At 66.8% G+C, this 21,546-nt stretch carries 16 protein-coding genes; 10 read left to right on the forward strand and 6 right to left on the reverse strand.

What is annotated here, in order from left to right:
* Positions 1–3 precede the first annotated feature (3 nt).
* From MIC98_RS15420 to MIC98_RS15435, 4 genes are read left to right on the forward strand one after another with little or no spacing between them, the layout of a single operon-like run.
* Complete coding sequence (locus MIC98_RS15420; RefSeq protein ID WP_239737748.1) at positions 4–726, forward strand: prepilin-type N-terminal cleavage/methylation domain-containing protein; 723 nt, start codon at positions 4–6, stop codon at positions 724–726.
* A 44-nt stretch (positions 727–770) separates the two neighbouring features.
* Positions 771–3,785, forward strand: coding sequence for a hypothetical protein (locus tag MIC98_RS15425; RefSeq protein ID WP_239737749.1), 3,015 nt, complete (start codon positions 771–773; stop codon positions 3,783–3,785).
* On the forward strand, positions 3,782–4,885 hold the full coding sequence (locus MIC98_RS15430) for a hypothetical protein (RefSeq protein ID WP_239737750.1): 1,104 nt from the start codon (positions 3,782–3,784) through the stop codon (positions 4,883–4,885). Before MIC98_RS15425 ends, MIC98_RS15430 begins: the two co-directional genes overlap by 4 nt.
* Positions 4,882–6,216 carry a type II secretion system protein gene (locus MIC98_RS15435; RefSeq protein ID WP_239737751.1) on the forward strand — a complete coding sequence of 445 codons (1,335 nt, stop codon included), beginning with the start codon at positions 4,882–4,884 and terminating at the stop codon, positions 6,214–6,216. Before MIC98_RS15430 ends, MIC98_RS15435 begins: the two co-directional genes overlap by 4 nt.
* Before the next feature lie 203 nt (positions 6,217–6,419).
* Here MIC98_RS15435 and MIC98_RS15440 read toward each other — a convergent pair whose 3' ends face one another.
* Both MIC98_RS15440 and MIC98_RS15445 read right to left on the reverse strand, forming a co-directional pair.
* Positions 6,420–7,226 carry a BTAD domain-containing putative transcriptional regulator gene (locus MIC98_RS15440; RefSeq protein WP_239737752.1) on the reverse strand — a complete coding sequence of 269 codons (807 nt, stop codon included), beginning with the start codon at positions 7,224–7,226 and terminating at the stop codon, positions 6,420–6,422.
* A 190-nt stretch (positions 7,227–7,416) separates the two neighbouring features.
* Positions 7,417–8,502 carry a heparan-alpha-glucosaminide N-acetyltransferase domain-containing protein gene (locus MIC98_RS15445; RefSeq protein ID WP_239737753.1) on the reverse strand — a complete coding sequence of 362 codons (1,086 nt, stop codon included), beginning with the start codon at positions 8,500–8,502 and terminating at the stop codon, positions 7,417–7,419.
* 118 nt (positions 8,503–8,620) lie between these two features.
* On the opposite strand from MIC98_RS15445, the gene MIC98_RS17075 reads away from it, so the two are divergent.
* Positions 8,621–8,755 (forward strand): hypothetical protein, encoded by a 135-nt coding sequence (locus tag MIC98_RS17075; protein WP_275584515.1) that lies wholly within the window; start codon positions 8,621–8,623, stop codon positions 8,753–8,755.
* A gap of 369 nt (positions 8,756–9,124) precedes the next feature.
* Here the strand turns inward: MIC98_RS17075 and nagA are convergent, their stop codons facing one another.
* The 4 genes from nagA to MIC98_RS15465 all read right to left on the reverse strand — a co-directional run bounded on the left by nagA (position 9,125) and on the right by MIC98_RS15465 (position 13,912).
* Entirely contained in the window at positions 9,125–10,264 is a 1,140-nt protein-coding gene (gene nagA, locus MIC98_RS15450; protein WP_239737754.1) for an N-acetylglucosamine-6-phosphate deacetylase, read from the reverse strand.
* 208 nt (positions 10,265–10,472) lie between these two features.
* Positions 10,473–11,498: an SIS domain-containing protein gene (locus tag MIC98_RS15455; protein WP_239737755.1), complete on the reverse strand. Its 1,026-nt coding sequence runs from the start codon at positions 11,496–11,498 to the stop codon at positions 10,473–10,475.
* Between the two features lie 4 nt (positions 11,499–11,502).
* The gene (locus tag MIC98_RS15460; protein ID WP_057641153.1) at positions 11,503–12,579 is read right to left on the reverse strand and encodes a LacI family DNA-binding transcriptional regulator; all 1,077 of its coding nucleotides are present in this window, start codon (positions 12,577–12,579) and stop codon (positions 11,503–11,505) included.
* A gap of 43 nt (positions 12,580–12,622) precedes the next feature.
* Positions 12,623–13,912 (reverse strand): sugar MFS transporter, encoded by a 1,290-nt coding sequence (locus MIC98_RS15465; protein WP_239737756.1) that lies wholly within the window; start codon positions 13,910–13,912, stop codon positions 12,623–12,625.
* A 364-nt stretch (positions 13,913–14,276) separates the two neighbouring features.
* Here MIC98_RS15465 and MIC98_RS15470 point away from each other — a divergent pair, with 364 nt between their 5' ends.
* The 5 genes from MIC98_RS15470 to MIC98_RS15490 all read left to right on the forward strand — a co-directional run bounded on the left by MIC98_RS15470 (position 14,277) and on the right by MIC98_RS15490 (position 21,517).
* Positions 14,277–15,302, forward strand: coding sequence for a glucokinase family protein (locus MIC98_RS15470; RefSeq protein WP_057641159.1), 1,026 nt, complete (start codon positions 14,277–14,279; stop codon positions 15,300–15,302).
* A gap of 74 nt (positions 15,303–15,376) precedes the next feature.
* On the forward strand, positions 15,377–18,082 hold the full coding sequence (locus MIC98_RS15475; RefSeq protein WP_239737757.1) for a TonB-dependent receptor: 2,706 nt from the start codon (positions 15,377–15,379) through the stop codon (positions 18,080–18,082).
* A 146-nt stretch (positions 18,083–18,228) separates the two neighbouring features.
* Positions 18,229–18,609 (forward strand): type II toxin-antitoxin system RelE/ParE family toxin, encoded by a 381-nt coding sequence (locus MIC98_RS15480; protein WP_239737758.1) that lies wholly within the window; start codon positions 18,229–18,231, stop codon positions 18,607–18,609.
* Complete coding sequence (locus MIC98_RS15485; protein ID WP_239737759.1) at positions 18,593–18,895, forward strand: DNA-binding transcriptional regulator; 303 nt, start codon at positions 18,593–18,595, stop codon at positions 18,893–18,895. The genes MIC98_RS15480 and MIC98_RS15485 overlap by 17 nt, the downstream gene beginning before the upstream one ends.
* A gap of 318 nt (positions 18,896–19,213) precedes the next feature.
* Positions 19,214–21,517: a family 20 glycosylhydrolase gene (locus MIC98_RS15490; protein ID WP_239737760.1), complete on the forward strand. Its 2,304-nt coding sequence runs from the start codon at positions 19,214–19,216 to the stop codon at positions 21,515–21,517.
* The last annotated feature ends 29 nt before the right edge of the window (positions 21,518–21,546 follow it).

Here is a 21,546-nt window from a genome sequence, read left to right on the forward strand (position 1 = left end):
CCCATGCCGATCCCGCACCATCGCCGCCGCTGCAACGGCTTCACCATCCTGGAGATGTCCGTGGTGCTGGTGGTCATCGCCCTGATCATCGGCGCGGTCAGCGTCGGCCGCGACGTCTACCGCAGTGCCGTGGCCGAGCGCATCAGCACCGAGTTCGTGCAGGGCTGGATCGTTGCCTACGACCGCTACGTGGCGCAGGTGGGCACGGTGCCGCTGGACAACCTCGCCAACCCGACCGGCCGCGTGCGCGCTGGCAGCACTACTCCGCTGTGCGACACCGCCAGCACCAAGGAACTGCGCGACGAGATGCTCAAGCGCGGCATCACCCTGCCCACCGGCCGCGCCGAAGGCATGGAGTCGCATTACGTCTACCAGGACGGCAACGGCGAACCGCAGAACCTGCAGGTGTGCTTCACCTCGGTCACTGACTGGGCCGAGCCCGGCCCCGGCAATACCTACATCGGGCGCACCCGCAACGTGATGGTCCTGAACGGGCTGACCCCGGAGCTGGCCAACCAGCTCGACAACCGTATCGACGGCCGCATCGATGCCCGCTTCGGTCGCCTGCGCGAGGCGACGTCGGGAGCCCCCCAATACAACCTCACCGGTGCCGTCGGCAGCCCGCCGGACGACAACCCGTGGAGCCTGGACAGCACCGCCACCCGCGATGGCAAGCCTGACGGCCAATCGAGGGTGATGACCGCCTACCTGAAAATGAACCAGTGATTCCACCGCGACACCACGCCTGCCAGAGCAACAGGACCACGACCATGAGCATGCAACCGCCCAACATGCGCATATCCCATTTCCCTCGTCCCCACGCGGGCAGGCAATCCGGCATCGGCCTGGTCCAGGTGATGCTGGTCCTGCTGCTGGTCGCCGCCACGTTGGGCGCCGGTGCGATCCTGCTCCAATCGAAAAAAGCCCCCTCCCAGGCGCTCACCCAGGAGCAGGACCTGCGCTGGGCCGACGAGGCCATCGTCGCTTTCGCCGCGGCCCATTCGCGGCTGCCCTGTCCGGCGCAGCTGCCCAACCAGTACGAGGACTGCAGCGCCGGACGCAGCAAGGGCTGGCTGCCGTGGCGCAGTCTGGCCGGTGCCAGCGGCAACGGGCCGCAGGTTGGGCCGATGGCCTACATGGTCTACCGCGGCGACACCGGCAACCAGCTCGACCTGGCCGACGTCGGCAACGCCTACCAACCGGCGGGGCTGGACGGCGAGAACCGCGAGATCGTCGTCGCCACGAACGACAAAGGCGAACCGACCGAAACCCGCGAAATGGGCTCCATCAACGGCCTGGACCTGTGCCGCACCCTGGCCCTGGCCACCGACGCCACCCCCAGCGCCACGCTGGCCAACGTCCAGGCCCGCAGCGGCCTGCCCGTCAACGTGGCCTACGGCATTGCCGCCGCCGGCCCGCAGGCAGGCACCACCGGGAGGCTGGACGACAGCAACGCCAACACCGCCTCCAAGGCACTGGAAGCGCCTTGGCGCGAGTGGGATTCCGGCTACGACGACCGGGTCCGCATCCGTACCTTCGACACCGTCGGCCAGATGCTGGGCTGCCGGATGCAAAGTGACCACACCGCTGCGGCAGCCAGTGCGCCCGTACCCTTTGCAATGGCGGCGGTCACCGACTCCCTGCCCACCTACGACGTCTCCCTGGCCAGCATGGACATGCTGGCCGCAGCCGTCACCATGCACGACACCCTTGCTGCGTTGCAGGACAACAACGTCGGCAACACCAACGCTTCGGTTGTCGCCGCCGGCTTTGCCCAAGCCGTGGCGATTGCTGCGGTGGTGCTGTCGGTCGGGCAGATAACCGACGCCATCTCGACAATGGTCACAGCAGCCGTAGAGTTGGTCGCCGCAATTGTCACCTGCATCGCCTCGCTGGGTACCACATGCTTTGATGTACCCCTCAAGGCCACGGGCCTGGCCGTGTCAACCGTCGGCGGTGTCGTGGCCCAAGCCGTCGCCCTCGGCGTCAAGATCGGTGCGCTGGTGCCCACTGCACAGGCGCTGTCCATGACCATCGACGCCCGTGACCGCGCCAAGAAAGCGGCTGAGGAAAAACCCGCTGACCTGGAATCGACGATCAAGCAGATGGCCTGCAAGCTGTATGGCAATGATCCGCCGAAAAATTATCCCAGCGAGGATAAATACAAGGATTACAAGCCCTACCCCTACAGCGACAACCCCTGCGCACCCGAAAATACGGCAAAGCTCGACAAAGACGGCAAGCCGGTCAAGAAACTGGATGAACAGGGCTTCCCCATCCCCAAGCGCGACAAAGACGGCAAGCAGATGTTCGATAGCAACGGCGTGCCGCTGTACGAATACGAATACGTGATCGACAACAATCCGCCGGGCCTAGACGACAAGCTCGTCAAGGCCAAGGAACAGTGGGATGCGTTGGCCGAGCATTCCACGTTGCTGTTCGTCAACCGGATTACGCCGTGGGATGACCAGCACATCAAGGACCGCATCAGCCCCTACAGCAATGACCTTGAGCAATCCGGCCGCCGCTACAGGAAGGAAGTGATTGACGTGTTCTGCGATCACGTAGGCGCCAACAATGGCGAATACGACAAGCAGGGCAATGACTGCGTCCATGTAGGAAGCCACATCGAAACTGCGCCGGATGGCAGCACCAGCACGGTCAAGGACGGCGCGTACAACCGGCGCGAAGAGAAGCGTTACGAATTCGACTGGGACAAAGCCGTGGCCGAAGCCATCGCCAAGCGCGAATTTGCCAAAAAGTGGGTCGAAGCCAACCGCAGCGTGGAGGAAGCGAAGAAGGAGGCAGAAGAACAGCAGAAGCGCTGGGACCAGTGGTTCGTCGGCGATGGGACGGCCAAGGCAATCTTCAAAGGCATGCAGGACGAACGCGATACCGACTGCGCCAAGGACCAGACCGACAAGGTCAACAAGCAGAAGTGCGACAACGCGGAGGAAGCCGTCACCTACATCGATACCTGCAAGCGCCACGACATCGACCCGAACGACCCCGGCGAAAAGATCCTCATCGAGGACAAGAACCCCAACGCCACCTGCAGAATCCGGATGCAGGAAAAGCTGACTGCAAAAAAGGCTGAAGAACAGGCCGCGCTGGCCCAAATGACCGACCAGGCAACCAAGTATTCCACTGCGCCCGCCCCCCGCATGGCCTACCCCGGCGGCTGGTTCCACCACGCCATCGAGATCATCAAGGACGCCGACGGCAACCCCACCGACTACAAGTGGCTGGATTCACAGAACGATAACCGCAACAAGGAGTCCTATTCCTGGCCATGCACGGTGGACGGTAAAGACGCTATCTGCTGGGGTGAACGCTGGGTGCCCTACTACGCACCGGAGCCCTACACCGGCTCCGTCGCGCCGTTGCTGGTAACCGGCAATCTGGAGATCTACAACAAGGACCTGTGCCGCTTCTTCAATGGCACTTGGTGGAACATGGGCTGGGGCGATGCCTACAAACATGGCATCTACTGCCAGCGCTACCCCTACAGCCGTGGCTACGATGACTGGATGCGCGCTCAGGAGGCCACCAAGCTGGCCAGAATTGCCTATGAAGGCGAGGATCTGGATGGCGATGGAAAAGGTGACGGCGGCCTCAAGAAAGAATTCGACAGCCTGGAAGCGCAGTACCAGGCTCTGCTTGGCACCGACCTGGCAGAACCTGGCGGCAAGAACGCCAGCCCGGTCAGCTTTGGTGCCGAGACGGTGCTGGAACGCGCCGACGCGCGCGGCTCGGTTGGCCCGCAACCGGTGACCACACCATGACCTTTCCTGCATGCCCCGCCCGCCAGCAAGGCTGGTCGCTGGTGGAACTGGCCGTCGGCCTGGTCATCTCTGCGCTGCTGACCGTGCTGCTGGTCACGCTGTTGCCGCTGGGCAGCCACATCCTCGACCGCGAGCACCAGCAGCAGGAACTGTCCCAGGCCGAAGAGGCGCTGCTTGGCTATGCCCGTGTACATGCACGCATGCCCGCCGCCGACAGCGACGGCGATGGCCGTGCCGACGCCGGCAGTGCCGCCGGCTGGCTGCCGGTCAATGACCTGGCACTGGGGTCGCGGATGCGCATCCACTACCAGGTGCAGCCGCATTTCCTGCAGCCGGCGGGCGACCTGTTCCGCCCCTTGCTCCCGCCCGACTACGACGCGCAGACCGCGGGCAACGTCAACGGCCTGGATTTCTGCATGCGGCTGCTGCTGGACCAGCGCGGCGGTACCTCCCTGGGCGGGCTGGGGATGCCGGTGGCCTACTACCTCGCCCACTCCGGCGGCAGCGGCCAGGACCGCGCCGATGCCGGCGAGGTATGGGACAAGACGGCACAGATGCTGCCGGGCAGCGCCACGACGGAAACGGTCGCACTGGCCGCCGCCGGCCCCGGCGAGTTCGCCGCGCGCCTGTCCTGCCCGGACCGGCTGGCCCGCGCCCAGGGCAGCGCGCAAAGCGCACTGGCCAGCTACAGCGCCAAACGCATGGCCGACTTCAACGAAAAGTTCCGCACGTTTGACGTCAAGGTCGCCAAGCTGACCCTGGAACAGGCCGAAGCCGGCCTTGCCTTTGCGGGGGTTGGCCTGGCAATGGCCATTGTTGACGAGGCCATTGCCATCACCCTGACCGCGGCCGGCTGGCCACCGGAAGGGATCGCCATCGGCGTCGGTATCGGCGAGCACGCCGTCGCCGTCGGCTCCATCATCTTTGCCGCCATACAGGTCGATGCGGCCGAGAAGGACAAGGCAAGCGCCGTACAGGGCGTCAAGGACGCCGAAGACAACCTGGTCAGGGCCGAAACAGCACAGACCCGGATCGACACGCTGTACCTCGACGCCAACCTTGACGCGGTCAAGCTTGAAAAAGCAGGACTGGAGCAATGACGATGCACTCCGCAACCACACCCGCAGCATCCAAGCGCCACCGTGGCTTCTCGCTGCTGGAACTCACCGTGGCCCTGGTGATCCTGGGCATCATTGGCGTCCTGCTGGTGCGCTGGATACAACTGCAGTCCAGCGAGCACCAACAGGTCGTCCAACGCGAGTTGCTGCAACGCGCCGATGACGCGGTAATGGGCTTTGCCGCCATCCAGTCACGCCTGCCTTGCCCCGACACCGACGCCGATGGCCGCGAGGACTGCGGCGGCGGCCAGGCGGTGGGCCAGTTGCCCTATGCCAGCATCGGCCTGCCCGACCGCCGCGCCGCCACCATCCGCTATGGCGTGCTGCGCCGGAACGGCACCCTCACCATCCCGGAATGGGACGACAAGACCTCAGAGAAAACCGTGGACGCGGACCTGGCCCAGGCCGCCGACCGCGCACAGACCCTGCAGGTGATTGCCAATTCCAAGGACATCCAGGCCGCGGCAATTGTCCGTTTCAATGACAATTGCGCCCACCTGCCCGCTACCGGGGCTACCTGCGAGGACTTGCCGCAACTGCGCGACAACGGCCTGGACTTCTGCGAAGCCATCCGCGATGCCTCGCTGCTGCCGCCCAGCCCCAACTTCCTGCACACCCGGGACGAGGATGCACCGGGCCTGATCGCCGGCAACGTCGCCTATGCACTGGCAATGACCGACCGTCTGTCGCCTGCACCCGAGCACACTGGCACCTCGCTGGCCTTCCATTCGCCGCGCCAGCCCTCGTCCGCCACCTACCACGACAAGGTCCGCGCCATCGGGCTGGAACAGCTCTGGACCCGGCTGCGCTGCGGCGAGAGCTATGGCGCCGCCCTCTACGCCCATGCCAACGTGGCCGCAGCCGCGCGCTTGGCCACCCCCGCCATGTACGACTACCAGGAACAATTGGCGATCATGCTCGACCTGGCGGAAGCCAACGTCAAAAGCGCCGATGCCGGCCTGGTCACCGCAGCCGGGCAGATCACCAGCGCCACCGCCGGCATATTCGACACCATCGCCGAGACGATCCTCAAGTATGGCGCCTGGAATTGGCGCGTGGCAGTAGCCACCGGCGGCCTCGCCTCGGCGGTAGGCGGGATGATTGCTGCTGGAGTGATGAAGGGCCTCTCCGACACCTACGCGACCTCCTCCAGGGAACTGCTGGAAGAGTTCTCCAAGACCCAGAACTACCCCGGCCTTGCCGGCGGACTGGAGCAAGCCATCACCGTCGATGCCCGGCGCGCGGACATGCTTGGGCTGTACCCCGACAAGACGGTGCGCGATACCGCCAGCCAATTCGATTATTCGAACTGACACGCATCCCAGGATGCCGCTGCCATGACGGTATCTTGGAGTGTGCAGGTAGAGGTAGCCCCTGAGTGAAACCGTGCCGGACAAACCTGACACCCACGATGGAACGCCGGCCCCTCGTGGATGCGGGGCTTGCCCCACATGAAGCCTCCCCGGTGAAATCCCGTGCCGGGCAAGCCCGGCACCTACGGCACCACGGACAACCCTTACGCCGCCATGCCCGCCCACAACTGGTTCATGCGGGCAGCACGCATCGGCGGTGGTGCGGGAAAGCGTGGGACATGCTGCTCGATCTCCGCGGCCAGCGCGCGCGTCGCCGCCTGCGGCTCCACGTCCAGTTCGCGCCGCAGGTGCTCCTCCAGCATGCGGTAGCACTCCAGCGCCATGCCGGGCTTGCCCATCTGCTGGTACAGGCGCATCAGCCCGCGCTGCCCGGCCTCGTCCCAGCGGTCCAGCGATACCTGCCGGCGGGCCAAGCGCACGGCCAGCCCCAGGTCACCGCCGGCGGCCGCGTCGTCGCGGCGGCGTTCCAATGCCCCCAGCAGGCGCCGCCACGTCCACGAGCGGACGCCCAGCAGCCATTCGCCGAAATCGTCGCAATGGTCCAGCACGATGCCGTCCAGCAATTCGCCGGCATCGAGCAGCCAGTCGGCGTCGGCGCCGCCGCTTTCCAGCAGGTCGATGTCCAGCAGCCCCTGCGAGGCCTGCGGGCACAGCCGCACGGTTTCGCGGTCCACCAGCAGCACGCCCTCGCCCACCGCGGCGTGCAGCGCCTGGTTCAGGTCGCGCAGCACCTGCCGCAGGTTGGTCAATGCCGCCTGCTGCTCCAGCTCGGGCCACAGCATGGCCGCGATCTGGCTGCGCCGGTGGGTGCGCGTGCGCTCCACCGCCAGGTAGGCCAGCAGGGCCCAGCCCTTGCGATAGGCCAGCCGCTGCGGCCGGTCGTCGTCGCCGATGCGGCATTCGCCCAGCAGGCGGATCAGCGGCGGCCGGTTGCCGATCCAGGCGCTCATTGCCGCTTCTCCGGCAGATGGGCGGGACGGTGCGTGTTTTCGGTCCGCGGCAGGCAGACAGGACGACGGCTCATGCATTTCCCCGGCAGATGGATGGACGGCGCCCTGATTCCCCGGCGCTTACCTACCCAATCGTGAAAAGCGGCCGAATCCGATCACCCGATCACACTTTCTTTCAAACGCGCCGCATTCAGATCTTCAGGTAGATCCGCCGCCGGTCCAGCCAGGCCATCGGCAGCCACCACAACGCGACGAAGGACAGCGCCATCGCCAGCGAGGCGGTTTCGGCGCCGGCCAGCGGGGTGATCCAGCGGTCGAACACCTGCGCGTACAACCAGCCCCAACTCCCCGTGCCCAGCATTGCCAGCACCATGACGCCGGAGCCGGCATAGGCAGTGATGGCGTTGACGCCGAAGCGCCGGCCCAGCGCCGGCCAGCCATTGCGGTCTACCAGCCGATGCGCCAGCCATAGCGCGGCATACGCCCAGCCGGCCGTCCACAGCACGTAGGACGGCGTCCACAGGTTCTTGTTGATCGGCAGCCAGTGCGACCACACGCCGCCGGCGACCAGCAGCACGATGGCTGCCGCCAGCAGTCGCAGCGGACGGCCGCTGCGCAACAGCGCGGCGGCATGCAAGCCGAGCAGGGTAGAGGCCAGCGCCCCCAGCGTGGACAACAGGCCTTCCGGGTCATGCCCCAGCCCGGTGGCGGCATCGTACTGGTAGAGCAACGGGCCGAGCAGGACGGTGTCCACGCGGCTGGGCAGGTTGTGCCACGGCGACGTCCCACCGGCCACCAGCAGGGCGGCGTAGCCGCCCAGCAGCAGGCCGATGCACAGCCACTGCATGCGTGCGGACAACCAGATGGCCGCCATGCCGGCGATGGCGAAGCACAGGCCGATGCGCTGCAGCACGCCCCACGGCCGGTAATGCGGCAGGTCCAGCCACCACCATGCCAGCAGGTGCAGCAACAGCCCGAGGCCGAGGATGCGCAGGGCCCGCACCAGCACGGTACGGGTGAGCGCGGCACGGTCACCGCCCTGCTCGACCCGCGGCACCACGCCGAGCCCGATCGACACGCCGACGATCACCAGGAAGAACGGGAAGATCAGGTCGGTGGGCGTGCAGCCGTTCCACTGCGCATGCTCCAGCGGCGCGAACACGTGGCTCCAGGTGCCGGGGTTGTTGACCAGCAGCATCGCCGCGACGGTGATGCCGCGCAGCGCATCGACCGAGGCGTAGCGAGTGGGTGTTTGGCCGGATTGGGAGCTGGTCATGGGTGGTGTCCCGTGCAATCAAGTGTCAGGAGGCTTTCGAGCAATCCATCGAAGAGCGATTACCAGCCTGCGGCTGTTGTGAAGCGATTCCCGCCTTCGCGGGGCATTCAACGGACGCATGTCCGGTCATGACGAGCAAAAGCATGCCGTTGCCGTTGCCGTTGCCGTTGCCGTTGCCGTTGCCGTTGCCGTTGCCGTTGCCGTTGCCGTTGCCAGTGATTTTGCCTTTCGGCTTTTGACTTCCCTGCCGTAGAGCGAGCCGAGCACCGCAGTGGAACGAGGGGCGAAGAGGCGCACGTGTCTGAGCGAAGCGAGTTGTGCGCCGTCCCCTCGTTCCGCGAGGAGCGCAGGGGACCGATGTGGCGCAGCCGCATCGGCTCGCGTCCGGCCGTGTTTCTCTTGGTTACCTTCTCTTTGCACGAGCAAAGAGAAGTAACTCGCTCCTGCGCAGCAGGAGTGAAAGCCTTTGCTTTACCCATCAACCCAGCATCTGGACTCCATTGCCCCTCACCCCAACCCCCGCTCCGCGCCCCGGCCCACGCCAGCGGCGTGGGCACTCGAAGGCACGCGCGCCAGTGGCGCGCAAACCGCGCCATCTCGCCCCAAAGGGAGAGGGGCTACATCAATCCTGCTGGCCCGCGATCCAGGTGGCCTGCACCTGCAACGCCTCGTCCAGCAGTACGAAATCCGCCTGATACCCCTCCTCGATGCGCCCGTAGCGATCATCCAGCCGCAGGAACTGTGCCGGATACGTCGACGCCATCCGTGCCGCCTCCGCCAGCGGCAGGCCCAGCAGGTTGACCGTGTTGCGCACCGCCGTGGCCATGTCCAGCGCCGAACCGGCCAGCGAGCCGGCCGCATTGCGCACCACGCCATCCACCGCGGTGATGACCTCGCCATACAGCTCGAACGAAGGATCGTCCGCGCCCACCATCGGCATCGCGTCGGTCACCAGCAGCACCTTGCCGCGCGGCTTGGCCGCCAGCGCCACGCGCAGGCTGGCCGGGTGCACGTGCACGCCATCGACGATCACCCCGACCCAGCTGGCCGCATCCTCCAGCGCCGCGCCGACCACGCCGGGCTCGCGCCCCTGCAACGGCGTCATCGCGTTGTAGAGGTGGGTGAAGCCGGTGATGCCGGCGTCCAGCCCGGCGCGGGTTTCCTCGTAGGTGCCGGCGGTGTGGCCGGCGCAGACGATGGCGCCGTTGCCGACCATCGCGGCAATGGTCGCCACCGGCACTCGCTCCGGCGCCAGCGTGATTAGGGTGACGCCGTTGTCCAGCGAAGTGGCCATCGCCACCTCCTCCGCCCCCGGCACGCGGAACTTGCCGGCGTCGTGGGTGCCCTTGCGTGCCGGCGCGATGTACGGCCCTTCCAGGTGGATGCCGAGGATGCCCGGCACGCCTTCGGCGATGGCCTGGCGCACCGCGGCAATGGCCTCCGCCATCACCGCCGCGTCATCGCTGATCAGCGTCGGCAGCATGCCGGTGGTGCCGAAACGGCGGTGGCCGCGCATCATCGCGCGCAGTGCATCCACGTCCGGGGTGTTGTTGAGCAGCGCGCCGCCGCCGCCGTTGACCTGCACGTCGATGAAGCCGGGCAGCAGCCAGCCGCCGCCGAGGTCATGGCGCGGCAGGCCCGCCGGCAGCGCCGCTTCCGGCAACAGCCTGGCAACCTTGCCGTCCTGCACCCACACGGCGATGCCGGACTGGAAATCGTCGTCGGTCAGGGCGCGGGCGTTGGTCAATGCGTAACTGGTCATCTTTCCGGTTTCCTGCTGCTGGAGTTTGGTCGTAGGTCGGGGTTACACCCCCGACACCGGCACTCCCCGAACGCCGGGGGTGTAACCCCGGCCTACCTGCTGTGGATACGGGGCTTGCCCCGTATGCATTTCCGCGAAGTCCCCGTGCCGGGCAAGCCCGGCACCTACGGGAAACTCCGCCCCTTCCCGCCGGGAGAAGGGAAAAGCGTCACACCGTCTCGGTCACCTTGTTCAAATGCGGCGGCAAATCCGGGTTGAAGCCACGGCGCAACGCCAGTGCGTTGATCGCGCGGTAGAAGCTCTGCACCGTCAGCAGCGGCGCACAGAGCGGGTGCGGTGCGGTGGCGACCGGCAGGTTGCCGCCCTCGCCGGCCAGCCACACACGGGCACCGCGAGCGGCAAATTCATCGGCCAGCGCGCGGGTGCCGGCGCCGGTTTCGTCGGGCTGGGCGAAGGCCAGCACCGGGAAATCCTTGCCCACCAGCGCCATCGGGCCGTGCTTCACTTCCGCCGAGCTGTAGCCCTCGGCGTGCAGGCCGCAGGTTTCCTTGAACTTCAGCGCCGCCTCCTGCGCGGCGGCCAGGCCGGGGCCGCGGCCGACCACGAACAGGTTGTGGGCCTCGACCAGGCCATCGGTCACCGCGCTCCAATCGCACTCCCATGCCTGCGACAGCGCCGCCGGCAGCGCGTCGAGCGCGGCGATCAGCGCCGGGTCGTTCCGCCAGTACGCGCCCAGTTGCAGGATGGCCGCCAGCGAGGCGAGGTAGCTCTTGGTCGCGGCCACGCTGCGCTCGGCGCCGGCGGCCATCGGGATCACCGTGTCGGCCAGCTGCGCCAGCGGCGAATCCTCGACGTTGACCAGCGCCACCACGCGCGCGCCGGCGGCCTTGGCCGCCTCGGCGTTGCGCAGCAGGTCCGGGCTCTTGCCCGACTGCGAGATCACCAGGTACAGCGCGCCCCGCAACTGCTGCGAGGCCTCGTAGACCGAACCGACCGACGGCGACGCCGACGCGGTGACCAGCCCGAGCTGGGTCTCGAACAGGTACTTGGCGTAGGTGGCGGCATGGTCCGAGCTGCCGCGCGCGCAGGTCACCACGAACGGCGGCGGGTTCTGCCGCAGGTCGGCGGCCAGCGCCTGCACCACCTCGCGGTTGCGCGCGTACTGGGCGGCGATGACGGCGGCGCTGGAAGCCGCCTCGTTGAACATCAGGGTTTCGGTCTCGCTGGGCAACATGGGTCTACTCGGAAAGATCGGGGGAGGAAGTCGCTGGCCGCAGCGGCTGCTGGCGCAGCGGCGCGGTGGAGCCGCGCACCACCAGCTGCGGCACGAAACCCTGGTTCTGCAACTGCATCGGGTTGTCGTCGTAGGCGTCGGTGCGCAGTTGGTTGATCAGCAGGCGCGCGGCATGCCGGGCGATGTCGCCGGTGGCCTGCTTGGCGGTGGTCAGCGGCGGCCACGACTGGCGCGAGAACGGGCTGTCCTCGAAGCCGGCGATGGACAGGTCGTAGGGCACGTTCAGGCCGACCGAATTGGCCGCGGCCAGCACGCCGGCGGCGATTTCGTCGTTGGAGCCGAAGATCGCGGTGGGCGGCTCGCGCAACGCCAGCAGGCGCCGCGCGCCGCGGAAACCGTCATCGAAGGTGTAGTCGCCCGGCACCACCAGGTGCTTGTCCAGCGGGATGCCGTAGTCCTTCAGCGCCGCCTCGTAGCCGGCATGGCGCTCACCGCTGGAGCGGTGCTCCGGCCCGCCCCACAGGAAGCCGATGCGCTGGTGGCCGAGCTGGATCAGGTGCTCGGTGATCTCGTAGGCCGCATCGCGGTCGTCGACGAACACGCAGGGGCCGTCGTCCGGGTCCTCGGTGGCGGCGATGATGCGCACGGTCTTGATGCCGCGCGCGGTGAGCGCGGCCACCAGTTCCGGGCGCTCGGACATCGGCGCGGTCAGCACCAGCCCGGCCAGCCGCGAGCGCTGCACCCAGTCGGCCAGTTCCTCGGCCAGCATCGGCGAGGTCGCGTCGCAGGGGTGGATCTGCAGGCCGAAGCCGGTTTCGCGGCAGGCCGACAGCACGCCGTTCTGCACGCCGATGATGTGGTACGGGTTGGGGTTGTCGTACACCAGCCCGATCACGAAGGAGGTATTGCTGCGCAGGTTGCGCGCCGACGGGTCCGGCTCGTAGTCCAGCTCGGCCACCGCGCGCAGCACGCGCGCACGGGTGGCCTGCATCACCGAAGGCTCGTTGTTGATGACCCGCGATACCGTCTTGAGCGACACCTTGGCGCGCTCGGCGACGTCCTTGATGGTGGGTCTGCGCATACCTGTTTCCTGCCTGGCTGGGATGGCCGCCATGATGCTCGATTCAGCCACCGTGCGCGCGCCCCGCACGCTGCCCGGCCACGGCGAAGAACAGGATGTACAGGTAGCACGGCACCATCAGCGCGGCGAACACCAGCTGGAACTGCTCCGGGTACTGGTGCTTGAGCAGCGCGAACAGCTGCGGAATGATCGCGCCGCCGGCGATGCCCATCACCAGCAGCGCCGAGCCGGTCTGGGTGAAACGGCCCAGGCCGCGGATCGCCAGCGGGAAGATCGCCGGCCACATCATCGCGTTGGCGAAGCCCAGCGCGGCGACGAAGCCTACCGATACGTAATCGCGGGTGACGTAGGCGCCCACGCAGAACAGCACGCCCAGCGCCGCCGACACCGCCAGCCAGCGCTCCTGCGAAACGAAGCGCGGGATCAGCACCAGCCCGACCAGGTAACCGACCAGCATCGCCGTCAGCGTGTAGGAGGTGAACAGCTTGGTGCTGTCCAGCGGCAGGCCGAAGCCGTTGCCGTAGGTACCGATGGCGTCGCCGGCCATCACTTCCGCACCGACGTACAGGAACAGGCACAGCACGCCCAGCCACAGATGCGGGAACTGGAAGATGCTGCGCTTGTCGGCACTGCCGCCGGCGCCACCGGCATTGGCCTCGGCCGCGCGTACTTCCGGCAGCGGCGAGAACAGCACGCCGATGGCCACCACCAGCAGCACGCCGGCGATGACCATGTACGGGGTGTGGATCTTGGCGGCGAAGTCGTTGAGCAGCTGCGTCCGGGTCGCCGCATCGGCGGCCTGCACCTGCGCATCGAGGTCGCCGATGCCGTGCAGCACCAGCGAGCCGATCACGATCGGCGCGAGGATGCCGGCGACCTTGTTGCAGATGCCCATCAGCGCGATGCGCTGGGCCGCGCCCTCGATCGGGCCGAGGATGGAGATGTACGGGTTCACCGCGGTCTGCAGCAGCGCCATGCCGCCGCCGATCACGAACAGGCCGCCGAGCGCGCCGGCGAACCAGCGCTGGGTGGCGAACTGGCCGAACAGCATCGCGCCCACCGCCATCACCGCCAGGCTCAGCGCCAGGCCCTTCTTCATGCCGGTGCGCTCGAGGATCCACGAGGCCGGCAGCGCGAGGAAGAAATACGACAGGTAGAACACCATCAGCACGAGGAAGGCCGACACCTCGCTGACTTCGAAGGCCAGTTTGACGAAGGCGATCAGCGGCCCGTTGATCCAGGTACAGAAGCCGAGGATGAAGAACAACCCACCGACGATGGCGATGGACGAAGCCATGCCGGCGCGCGGCGTGGAAGCGGGAACAGCGGACATGGAAAAGCTCCTGCAGCGTGTGAGGGGCGGCTCGCGCCGGTCATGCAACTGGGAACAACGTTGTCACATTTATCCGTTGGCCTTGACAACTTTGTCAACCGGGCATCCCGCCCGCGAGGCGCCGCGCGACGATGCGGAAAAGCGCAGGGCGCCGCGCATCAATGCTCTTGCCGCGCAGGCACTTGATACATCAATTACATGGTGTCGAATGCAACGATCCCGGCACCGCCACAGCCCGCGCAAAATGTGACGCATTGCAGCATCGAAAGTTGCAAAAATCCGTTGACATCGTTGTCAGAACGATTACAGACTCGGCCCCCGTAAGGCGCCTGACCGGCGCCCCATGCCACAGGGAAACCGAGTGATCGCTGCTGCCCCCACACTGCAGACCTCTTCACCCGAGCGCGCGCCACAGCCGTTCTATGCCGCCGACGTCGGCGGCACACACGTCCGCGTCGGCCTGGTCCGCGCCGGCAGCGGCTCCGCCATCGAGGTGCTGTCCTACCGCAAGTACCGCAACGCCGACCATCCGGGCCTCGGCGCGATCCTGGCCGACTTCGCCAGCCACAACCCGCCGGTGTCCGACTGCGTCATCGCCACCGCCGGCTACGCGCTGGCCGACGGCACCGTCATTTCCGCCAACCTGCCGTGGCCGCTGTCGTCGGGCCGCATCCGCGACGAGCTCGGCTTCCGCAACGTGCACCTGGTCAACGACTTCGAGGCCGTCGCCCACGCCGCGGCCCACATCGGCGACAGCCAGGTGCTGCAGCTCACCGGCCCGGCCGACGCGCCGCGCGGCCCGACGCTGGTCGTCGGCCCCGGCACCGGCCTCGGCGCGGCGGTGTGGATCCCGGTCGGCGAGCGCTCGGTCGTGCTCGCCACCGAGGCCGGGCAGGCTTCGCTGGCCGCCACCACCGAACTGGAGCTGGCGGTGCTGCGGCAGATGCTGCATGACCGCCCGCACGTGTCGATCGAGCAGGCCCTGTCCGGTCCCGGCCTGCTCAACCTCTACAACGCCCTGTGCGCCGTGCGCGGCGCCACGCCGGTGCATGCCACGCCCGATGCGGTCAGCGCCGCCGCCTGCGACGGCAGCGACCCGCTCGCGGTCGAAACCCTGCAGCTGTTCTGCGGCATCCTGGGTTCGACCATCGGCGACATGGCCCTGCTCTACGGCGTGCAGGGCGGCGTCTACCTGGCCGGTGGCATCCTGCCGAAGATCGGCCAGTTCCTTCTGAACAGCAGCTTCGTCGAACGCTTCCTCAACAAGGGGCCGATGACGAAGGCGCTGCAGCGCATCCCCGTGAAGCTGGTCGAGCACGGGCAACTGGGCGTCATCGGCGCGGCCAGTTGGTATCTGGAGAAGTCGGCCACCCAAGCCTTCGCAGCATAAGCAGCAGAACCACCAGCAAGACGCAGTAACGCGGCACCCCGGTGCCATTCACCCCGATGTTGAGGAGAGACAACATGCATCGCAAGACCCTGCTTTCGGCAGCCATCGTCAGCTGCCTTGCCTTCGGCGCCCACGCGCAGGAAGCGCAGCCCCAGGCCACCGACCTGGACACCGTTATCGTCACCGGCATCCGCGGCTCGATGGAAAAGTCGCTGGACACCAAGCGCGAAGCCAACAGCCGCGTCGAAGTGGTCACCGCCGAAGACGTCGGCAAGCTGCCGGCGCACAACGTCGCCGACACCCTGCAGCGCCTGCCGGGCGTGAACATCAGCTCGTCCTCGGCCGATGAAGGCGGCTTCGACGAAGCCGACCGCGTCAGCCTGCGCGGCACCAGTCCGAGCCTGACCCAGACCCTGATCAACGGCCACAGCGTCGGCTCGGCCGACTGGTTCGTACTCAGCCAGGGCAATAACGTCGGCCGCAGCGTCAGCTACACCCTGCTGCCGTCCGAGCTGGTCAGCTCGGTGGAAGTGAACAAGTCCTCGCAGGCCAAGCTGCAGGACGGCGGCACCACCGGTACCGTCAACATCATCACCCGCAAGCCGCTGGAGTTCGCCAACCAGATCACCGCCGAGGCATCGGTCGGCCTGGTGCGCTCGGATCAGGCCGAGTCCAACGATCCGCAGCTGTCGGGCCTGTTCAACTACAAGAACGACGATGGCACCTTCGGCGTGATGGTGCAGGCGTTCAGCCAGAAGCGCGAGCTGCGCCGCGAAGCCCAGGAAATCCCGGGCGGTTTCTTCCAGATCGGCGCCACCGATCCGGTGGCCGCCACCAATCCCGACCTGGTCGGCGTATGGGCACCGGGCCTGCTCGGCTCGACCCTGTTCGAACAGACCCGTGAGCGCAAGGGCGGCCTGCTGTCCCTGCAGTTCAAGCCGTCCGACACCCTCACCCTGGGCGTCGAAGGCTTCACCTCGAAGATGGACGCCAACAACTACAACCGCAACTTCATGATGTGGGGCGGCCATTTCGCCAACAGCCAGGCGCCGGATGCCGGCTACGTGGTCAAGGACGGCGTGCTCACCGATGCCAAGTACACCGGTGTTGCGGGTACCGACTACGCGGTCTACGACATGATCTACCGCGAGGCCACCGCCAAGAGCAGCTACGTCACCCTCGACGCCGACTGGCAGGTCACCGACAACCTGAGCGCCAAGTTCCAGGCCGGCTCCACCAAGGGCGAAGGCTCGACCCCGCGCCAGTTCATCGCCGAGGTGACCCTGGCCAACGGCGGCGGCGCCAGCTGGAGCACCCACGGCAACGGTTCTCCGATCGACTGGAACGTCGGCGGCGACCTCACCCCGGCCGGCGTGACCAGCTTCGGTACCTGGGGCAACCAGCAGGTAACCGCGGAAGACAAGGAAAAGTGGTTCACCGCCGACTTCAGCCAGTACTTCAACGACGGCACCCTGAGCTCGATCGACTTCGGCGCCCGCTACGCCGACCACAAGCGCGAAGCCCTGTCCCCGGAAGGCGCCAGCCCCGGCGATATCTGGAGCGCGCTGCAGAACGGTGCCACCTCACCGTATCCGGGTGGTTTCGCCAGCAACATCGGCGGCGATTTCCCGCGCAACCTGTGGTACTTCACCCCGGGCGCACTGAAGGACGCGGTGGTCAACAACTCCACCTGGCTGTCCGACGATGACGGCCCGAATGGCCGCCACAACTATGGTGCCGAGTGGAAGGTGCAGGAGAAGAACTTCTCCGCCTACGTGCAGGCCAACTTCATTGGTGACAGCTGGAGCGGCAACGTCGGCCTGCGCTACGTCAACATCGACCAGGACATCATGTCCTACCAGTCGGTCAGCGACGTCGCCAACGCCGATGTCACCAGCCTGTTCGCCCAGGGCCCGGGCCCCGATCCCTGCGGCTGGGGCTGCCCGGTGTGGGGTGGCTGGAAGATCGTGAACACCAGCAACAAGCACAGCCGCATCCTGCCGAGCGCGAACATCAAGTTCGACATGGCCGACAACCTGGTGTTCCGCTTCGCTGCGTCGCAGACCCAGACGCTGCCGGACTTCTCGGCACTGGGTGCTTCGTCCTGGGGTTCGGACCTGAACAAGACCGGCGGCGGCGGCAACCCGCACCTGAAGCCGATCCTGTCCACCAACTTCGATGCCAACCTCGAGTGGTACTTCATGCCGCGCGGCCTGCTGTCGATCGGCGCCTACTCGATGAACCTGAAGGACTACGTGGCCTTCGGCACCGAGACCCAGATGCTGTTCAGCGAACTGACCCACCAGCTGGAGCCGTACAACGTCTCGGTGCCGGTCAATTCCGACGGCAAGGTCACCGGCGTGGAGTTCGTGTACGAGCAGCCGCTCGGCGACAACTTCGGCATCACCACCAACTACACCTACGCCGATGGCAGCACCTCGCACACCTGGGCGGACGGCAGCAACAACCTGACCGGCACCTCGAAGAACACCTACAACGTGGGTGCCTACTTCGAGAACGACACCTTCGGTGCACGCGTGGGCTACACCTACCGCTCGAAGTTCCTGATCGGCCTGTCCGGTGCCAACCCGTACTACCAGGACGAATTCGGCACGCTGTCGGTGGCGCTGAGCTACAAGGTCAATGACCACCTGAGCTTCAGCCTGGATGCGCTGAACCTCAACGACCCGACCTACAAGTACTACCAGAGCGCCAGCATCCCGACCGCGTTCTACAGCAACGGTCGCCAGTACTACTTCAACGCTCGCGTGAAGTTCTGATCCACCCCGGCAGCATTGCCGGATAGCACCACAAGCGCCGGGCCCGAAATACTTCTGGCCCGGCGTTTTTTTACGCGTGCATGGACGCCGCTCCGCAATCCGGACATGGAAAACCATACCCGTATCGGGTATATTTTGGAGCCAGGATGAAAGTTTTCAAGCGCAAGGACTTCGCGCGATGGCAGGCAGCCGAGAAGCTGTCCGATGCCTTCCTGTGCAAGGCAGTCAAGGAAATGGAAAGAGGCCTGATCGACGCGGACCTTGGCGGTTCTCTCTACAAGAAACGGATAGCCCGCCCGGGTGCCGGCAAGAGCGGTGGCTATCGCACGCTGCTGTCGGCCCGGGTCGGCAATCGCTACGTGTTCCTGCATGGGTTCCCCAAGAGCGACAAGGCGAACATCACGCAGGACGAGAAGAAGGCACTGCAATTCGTCGGCAGGATGTACCTGGAGCTGTCGGCCGCGGCTTTGTCGAAGGCACTGCAATCGGGCGTGCTACTGGAGGTGCGTTGTGAGCAAGATCATTGAATCCCTGCGCGGCGATCTGGCCGCGCTCCATGAAGCGGGAGCGATCGGCAAGGTGACGATGCGCAAGTTCGACGCCATCTGCCCGCCGCCGGTGCGGGAGTTCGACGCCGCCGACATCAAGCGCCTGCGCGAAACCTTGAAGTTCAGCCAGCCGGTGTTTGCGCTGCACCTGCATACCACTGCCTCGACGGTACGCAAATGGGAGCAGGGCGAGACCCGTCCGGCTGGCCCGGCACTCAAGCTGCTCAACGTCATTGCGGACAAGGGACTGCAGGCCATCATCTGATGCCTGAAGGAGTAAATCGACCTTTTCAGCTCACCGCATCCGCTCCGTATTTTTCTCTGCGAGAGATGACTCGACAGGATCACCGAGCTACCCGGTGAAGCCGCTCCAAAGAGCCAGGCACATGGATCTGCCGAATGCGAGTACTCCGCAAGTAGGTCGGCCCTACGTGGCCGACGCGGGAAAACCCGGTGGCGCAATGCGTCTCGTAGATGCGGGGCTTGCCCCGCATGAAGCCTTGCCGTGAATGCCACCATGCGGGGCAAGCCCCGCATCTACAACCGCTTATCCGCCTCACCATCCATCCAAGGAGCCACGCCCATGACCACGCCCCGCCCCGCCGCCTTGCGAACCCGTTGGCTCGCGGCCGGCCTGCTGCTCGGCGCCTGCATGCCGCAGGCACAGGCCGCGGACACGCTGCCCCTGATCCCGCTGCCGGCCCACTACCAGGCGGCCACTGGCAAGGACTTCACGCTGAAGCCTTCCACCCGCGTCGCCGGCAACGATGAGGCCGCGCGCCGCGTCGCCGGCCAGTTCGTGCGCTTGCTGGCGCAGAACGGCGGGCCGACGCTGGCCGTTGCCGAGGCCGCCGGCAGGGCCCAGGTCCGCTTCCACCTCGATGCCGCGGCCGCCACCGGCGCCGAAGGCTATGCGTTGAAGGTATCCAACACCGGCATCGAGGTCAGCGCGCGCGACGAGGCCGGGCTGTTCTACGGCGCGGTGACCGCCGCGCAGCTGCTCACCGGCAACGACGCCGGCCGCGTCGCCGCCGCCAGCATCGCCGATGCGCCGCGCTTCGCCTGGCGCGGGTTGATGCTGGATTCGGCACGCCATTTCCAGAGCCTGGACGAGATCAGGAAGCTGCTCGACGCGATGGCCCAGCACAAGCTCAACACCTTCCACTGGCACCTCACCGACGACCAGGCCTGGCGCATGCAGATCAAGCGCTACCCGAAGCTCACCGAGGTGGGCAGCTGCCGCGTGCCGCTGGGCGACGCCGGCCGCGACGAGGCCACCGGGCAGCTGCGCACCTATTGCGGCTACTACACGCAGGAACAGATCCGCGAGATCGTCGCCTATGCCGCGCAGCGGCACATCCAGGTGATCCCCGAGATCGACGTGCCCGGCCATGCCACCGCCGCCATCGTCGCCTACCCGGAGCTGGGCAGCATCGACCAGCCGCTCACCATCGACAACCAGTGGGGCGTGTTCCCCAACCTGTTCAACACCGAGGAAAGCACGCTGCAGTTCCTGGAGAACGTGCTGCTCGAAGTGATCGACATGTTCCCGGCCCGCTACGTGCACATCGGCGGCGACGAGGCGGTCAAGGACCAGTGGATCGCCTCCAGCCGCGTGCAGGAACACATGCGCGCGATCGGCGCCAGCGACGAGATGGCGATGCAGAGCCACATCGTCAGCCGGCTCGAACGATTCCTGGCGCAGCACGACCGCCGCCTGATCGGCTGGGACGAAATCCTCGAAGGCCCGCTGCCGGAAGAAGCCACGGTGATGTCCTGGCGCGGCACCGAGGGCGGGCTGAAGGCCGCCAGCGAGGGCCACGACGTGGTGATGGCCCCGGTCACCCACATGTACATGGACTACCTGCAGACCGGCTCGCCGAACGAACCGCCGGGCCGGCCGACGACGACCGAACTGCGCAAGGTCTACGACTTCGAACCGGTGCCGACGGAGCTGGCCGCGGACAAGCGCGCGCACATCCTCGGCCTGCAGGCCACGCTGTTCACCGAGCACACCCGCAACGACACGTGGCTGGAACACCACCTGTTCCCGCGCCTGGCCGCGGTGGCCGAAACCGGCTGGAGCCCGCCGGAACAGCGCGGCTTCGACGGCTTCCTGCAACGCCTGCCGCGCCAGTTGCAGCGCTACCGGGCAATGGGCATCGGCTATGCGCAGACGCCGTTCCAGGTGGACATGCAGGACCAGGGCAACCGCGCCGCCGGCACCGCCGAGATCACGCTGGCCAACCCGCTCGGCTACGCCATCCACTACACGCTGGACGGCAGCGAGGTGAGCGCGGCATCGCCCGGTTACAGCCAGCCGCTGCAGGTAGCACTGCCGGCGCAGGTGAACGCCGCGGCGTTCTTCGACGGCCAGCCGCTGGCCGCCGCCAGCCGCTTCGAGGTCACCGCCGATTCGCTGCTGGTGCGCGAGGACACCCAGCTCGGCCTGTGCCCCGGGGACGGCAAGCTGCTGCTGCGGCTGGAAGACGACGGCCCGGCCGAGGGCCAGCGCGCCATCTTCAACGTCAACATCTTCAACCCGTGCTGGTTGTGGCAGGACGCCGACCTGGGCGGCGTGACCGGGGTGAAGCTGCGCGCCGGCCGCATTCCCTACAACTTCCAGCTGGCCCACGACGAGCCGAACCGCAAGTTCGCGCCGGCGCACAGCGCGCATGGCGAACTGGAAATCCTCGGCGACCAGTGCCAGGGCGAGCCGCTGGTATCGCTGCCGCTGCCGGCCGCACCGGATGCCGATGGTTTCATCGAACTGGAAGCGCCCCTCGCACCGGCCAAGGCCCGTGGCGACCTGTGCATCCGCTTCACCGGCGACACCCGCCCGGACATGTGGACACTGGATTGGGTGCGGCTGCAAACCGGGAACTGAAAAGACGAGGAAACCCCCTCGCTACCGCG

The organism is Stenotrophomonas sp. NLF4-10, from assembly GCF_022359915.1.
GTDB lineage: Bacteria > Pseudomonadota > Gammaproteobacteria > Xanthomonadales > Xanthomonadaceae > Stenotrophomonas > Stenotrophomonas daejeonensis.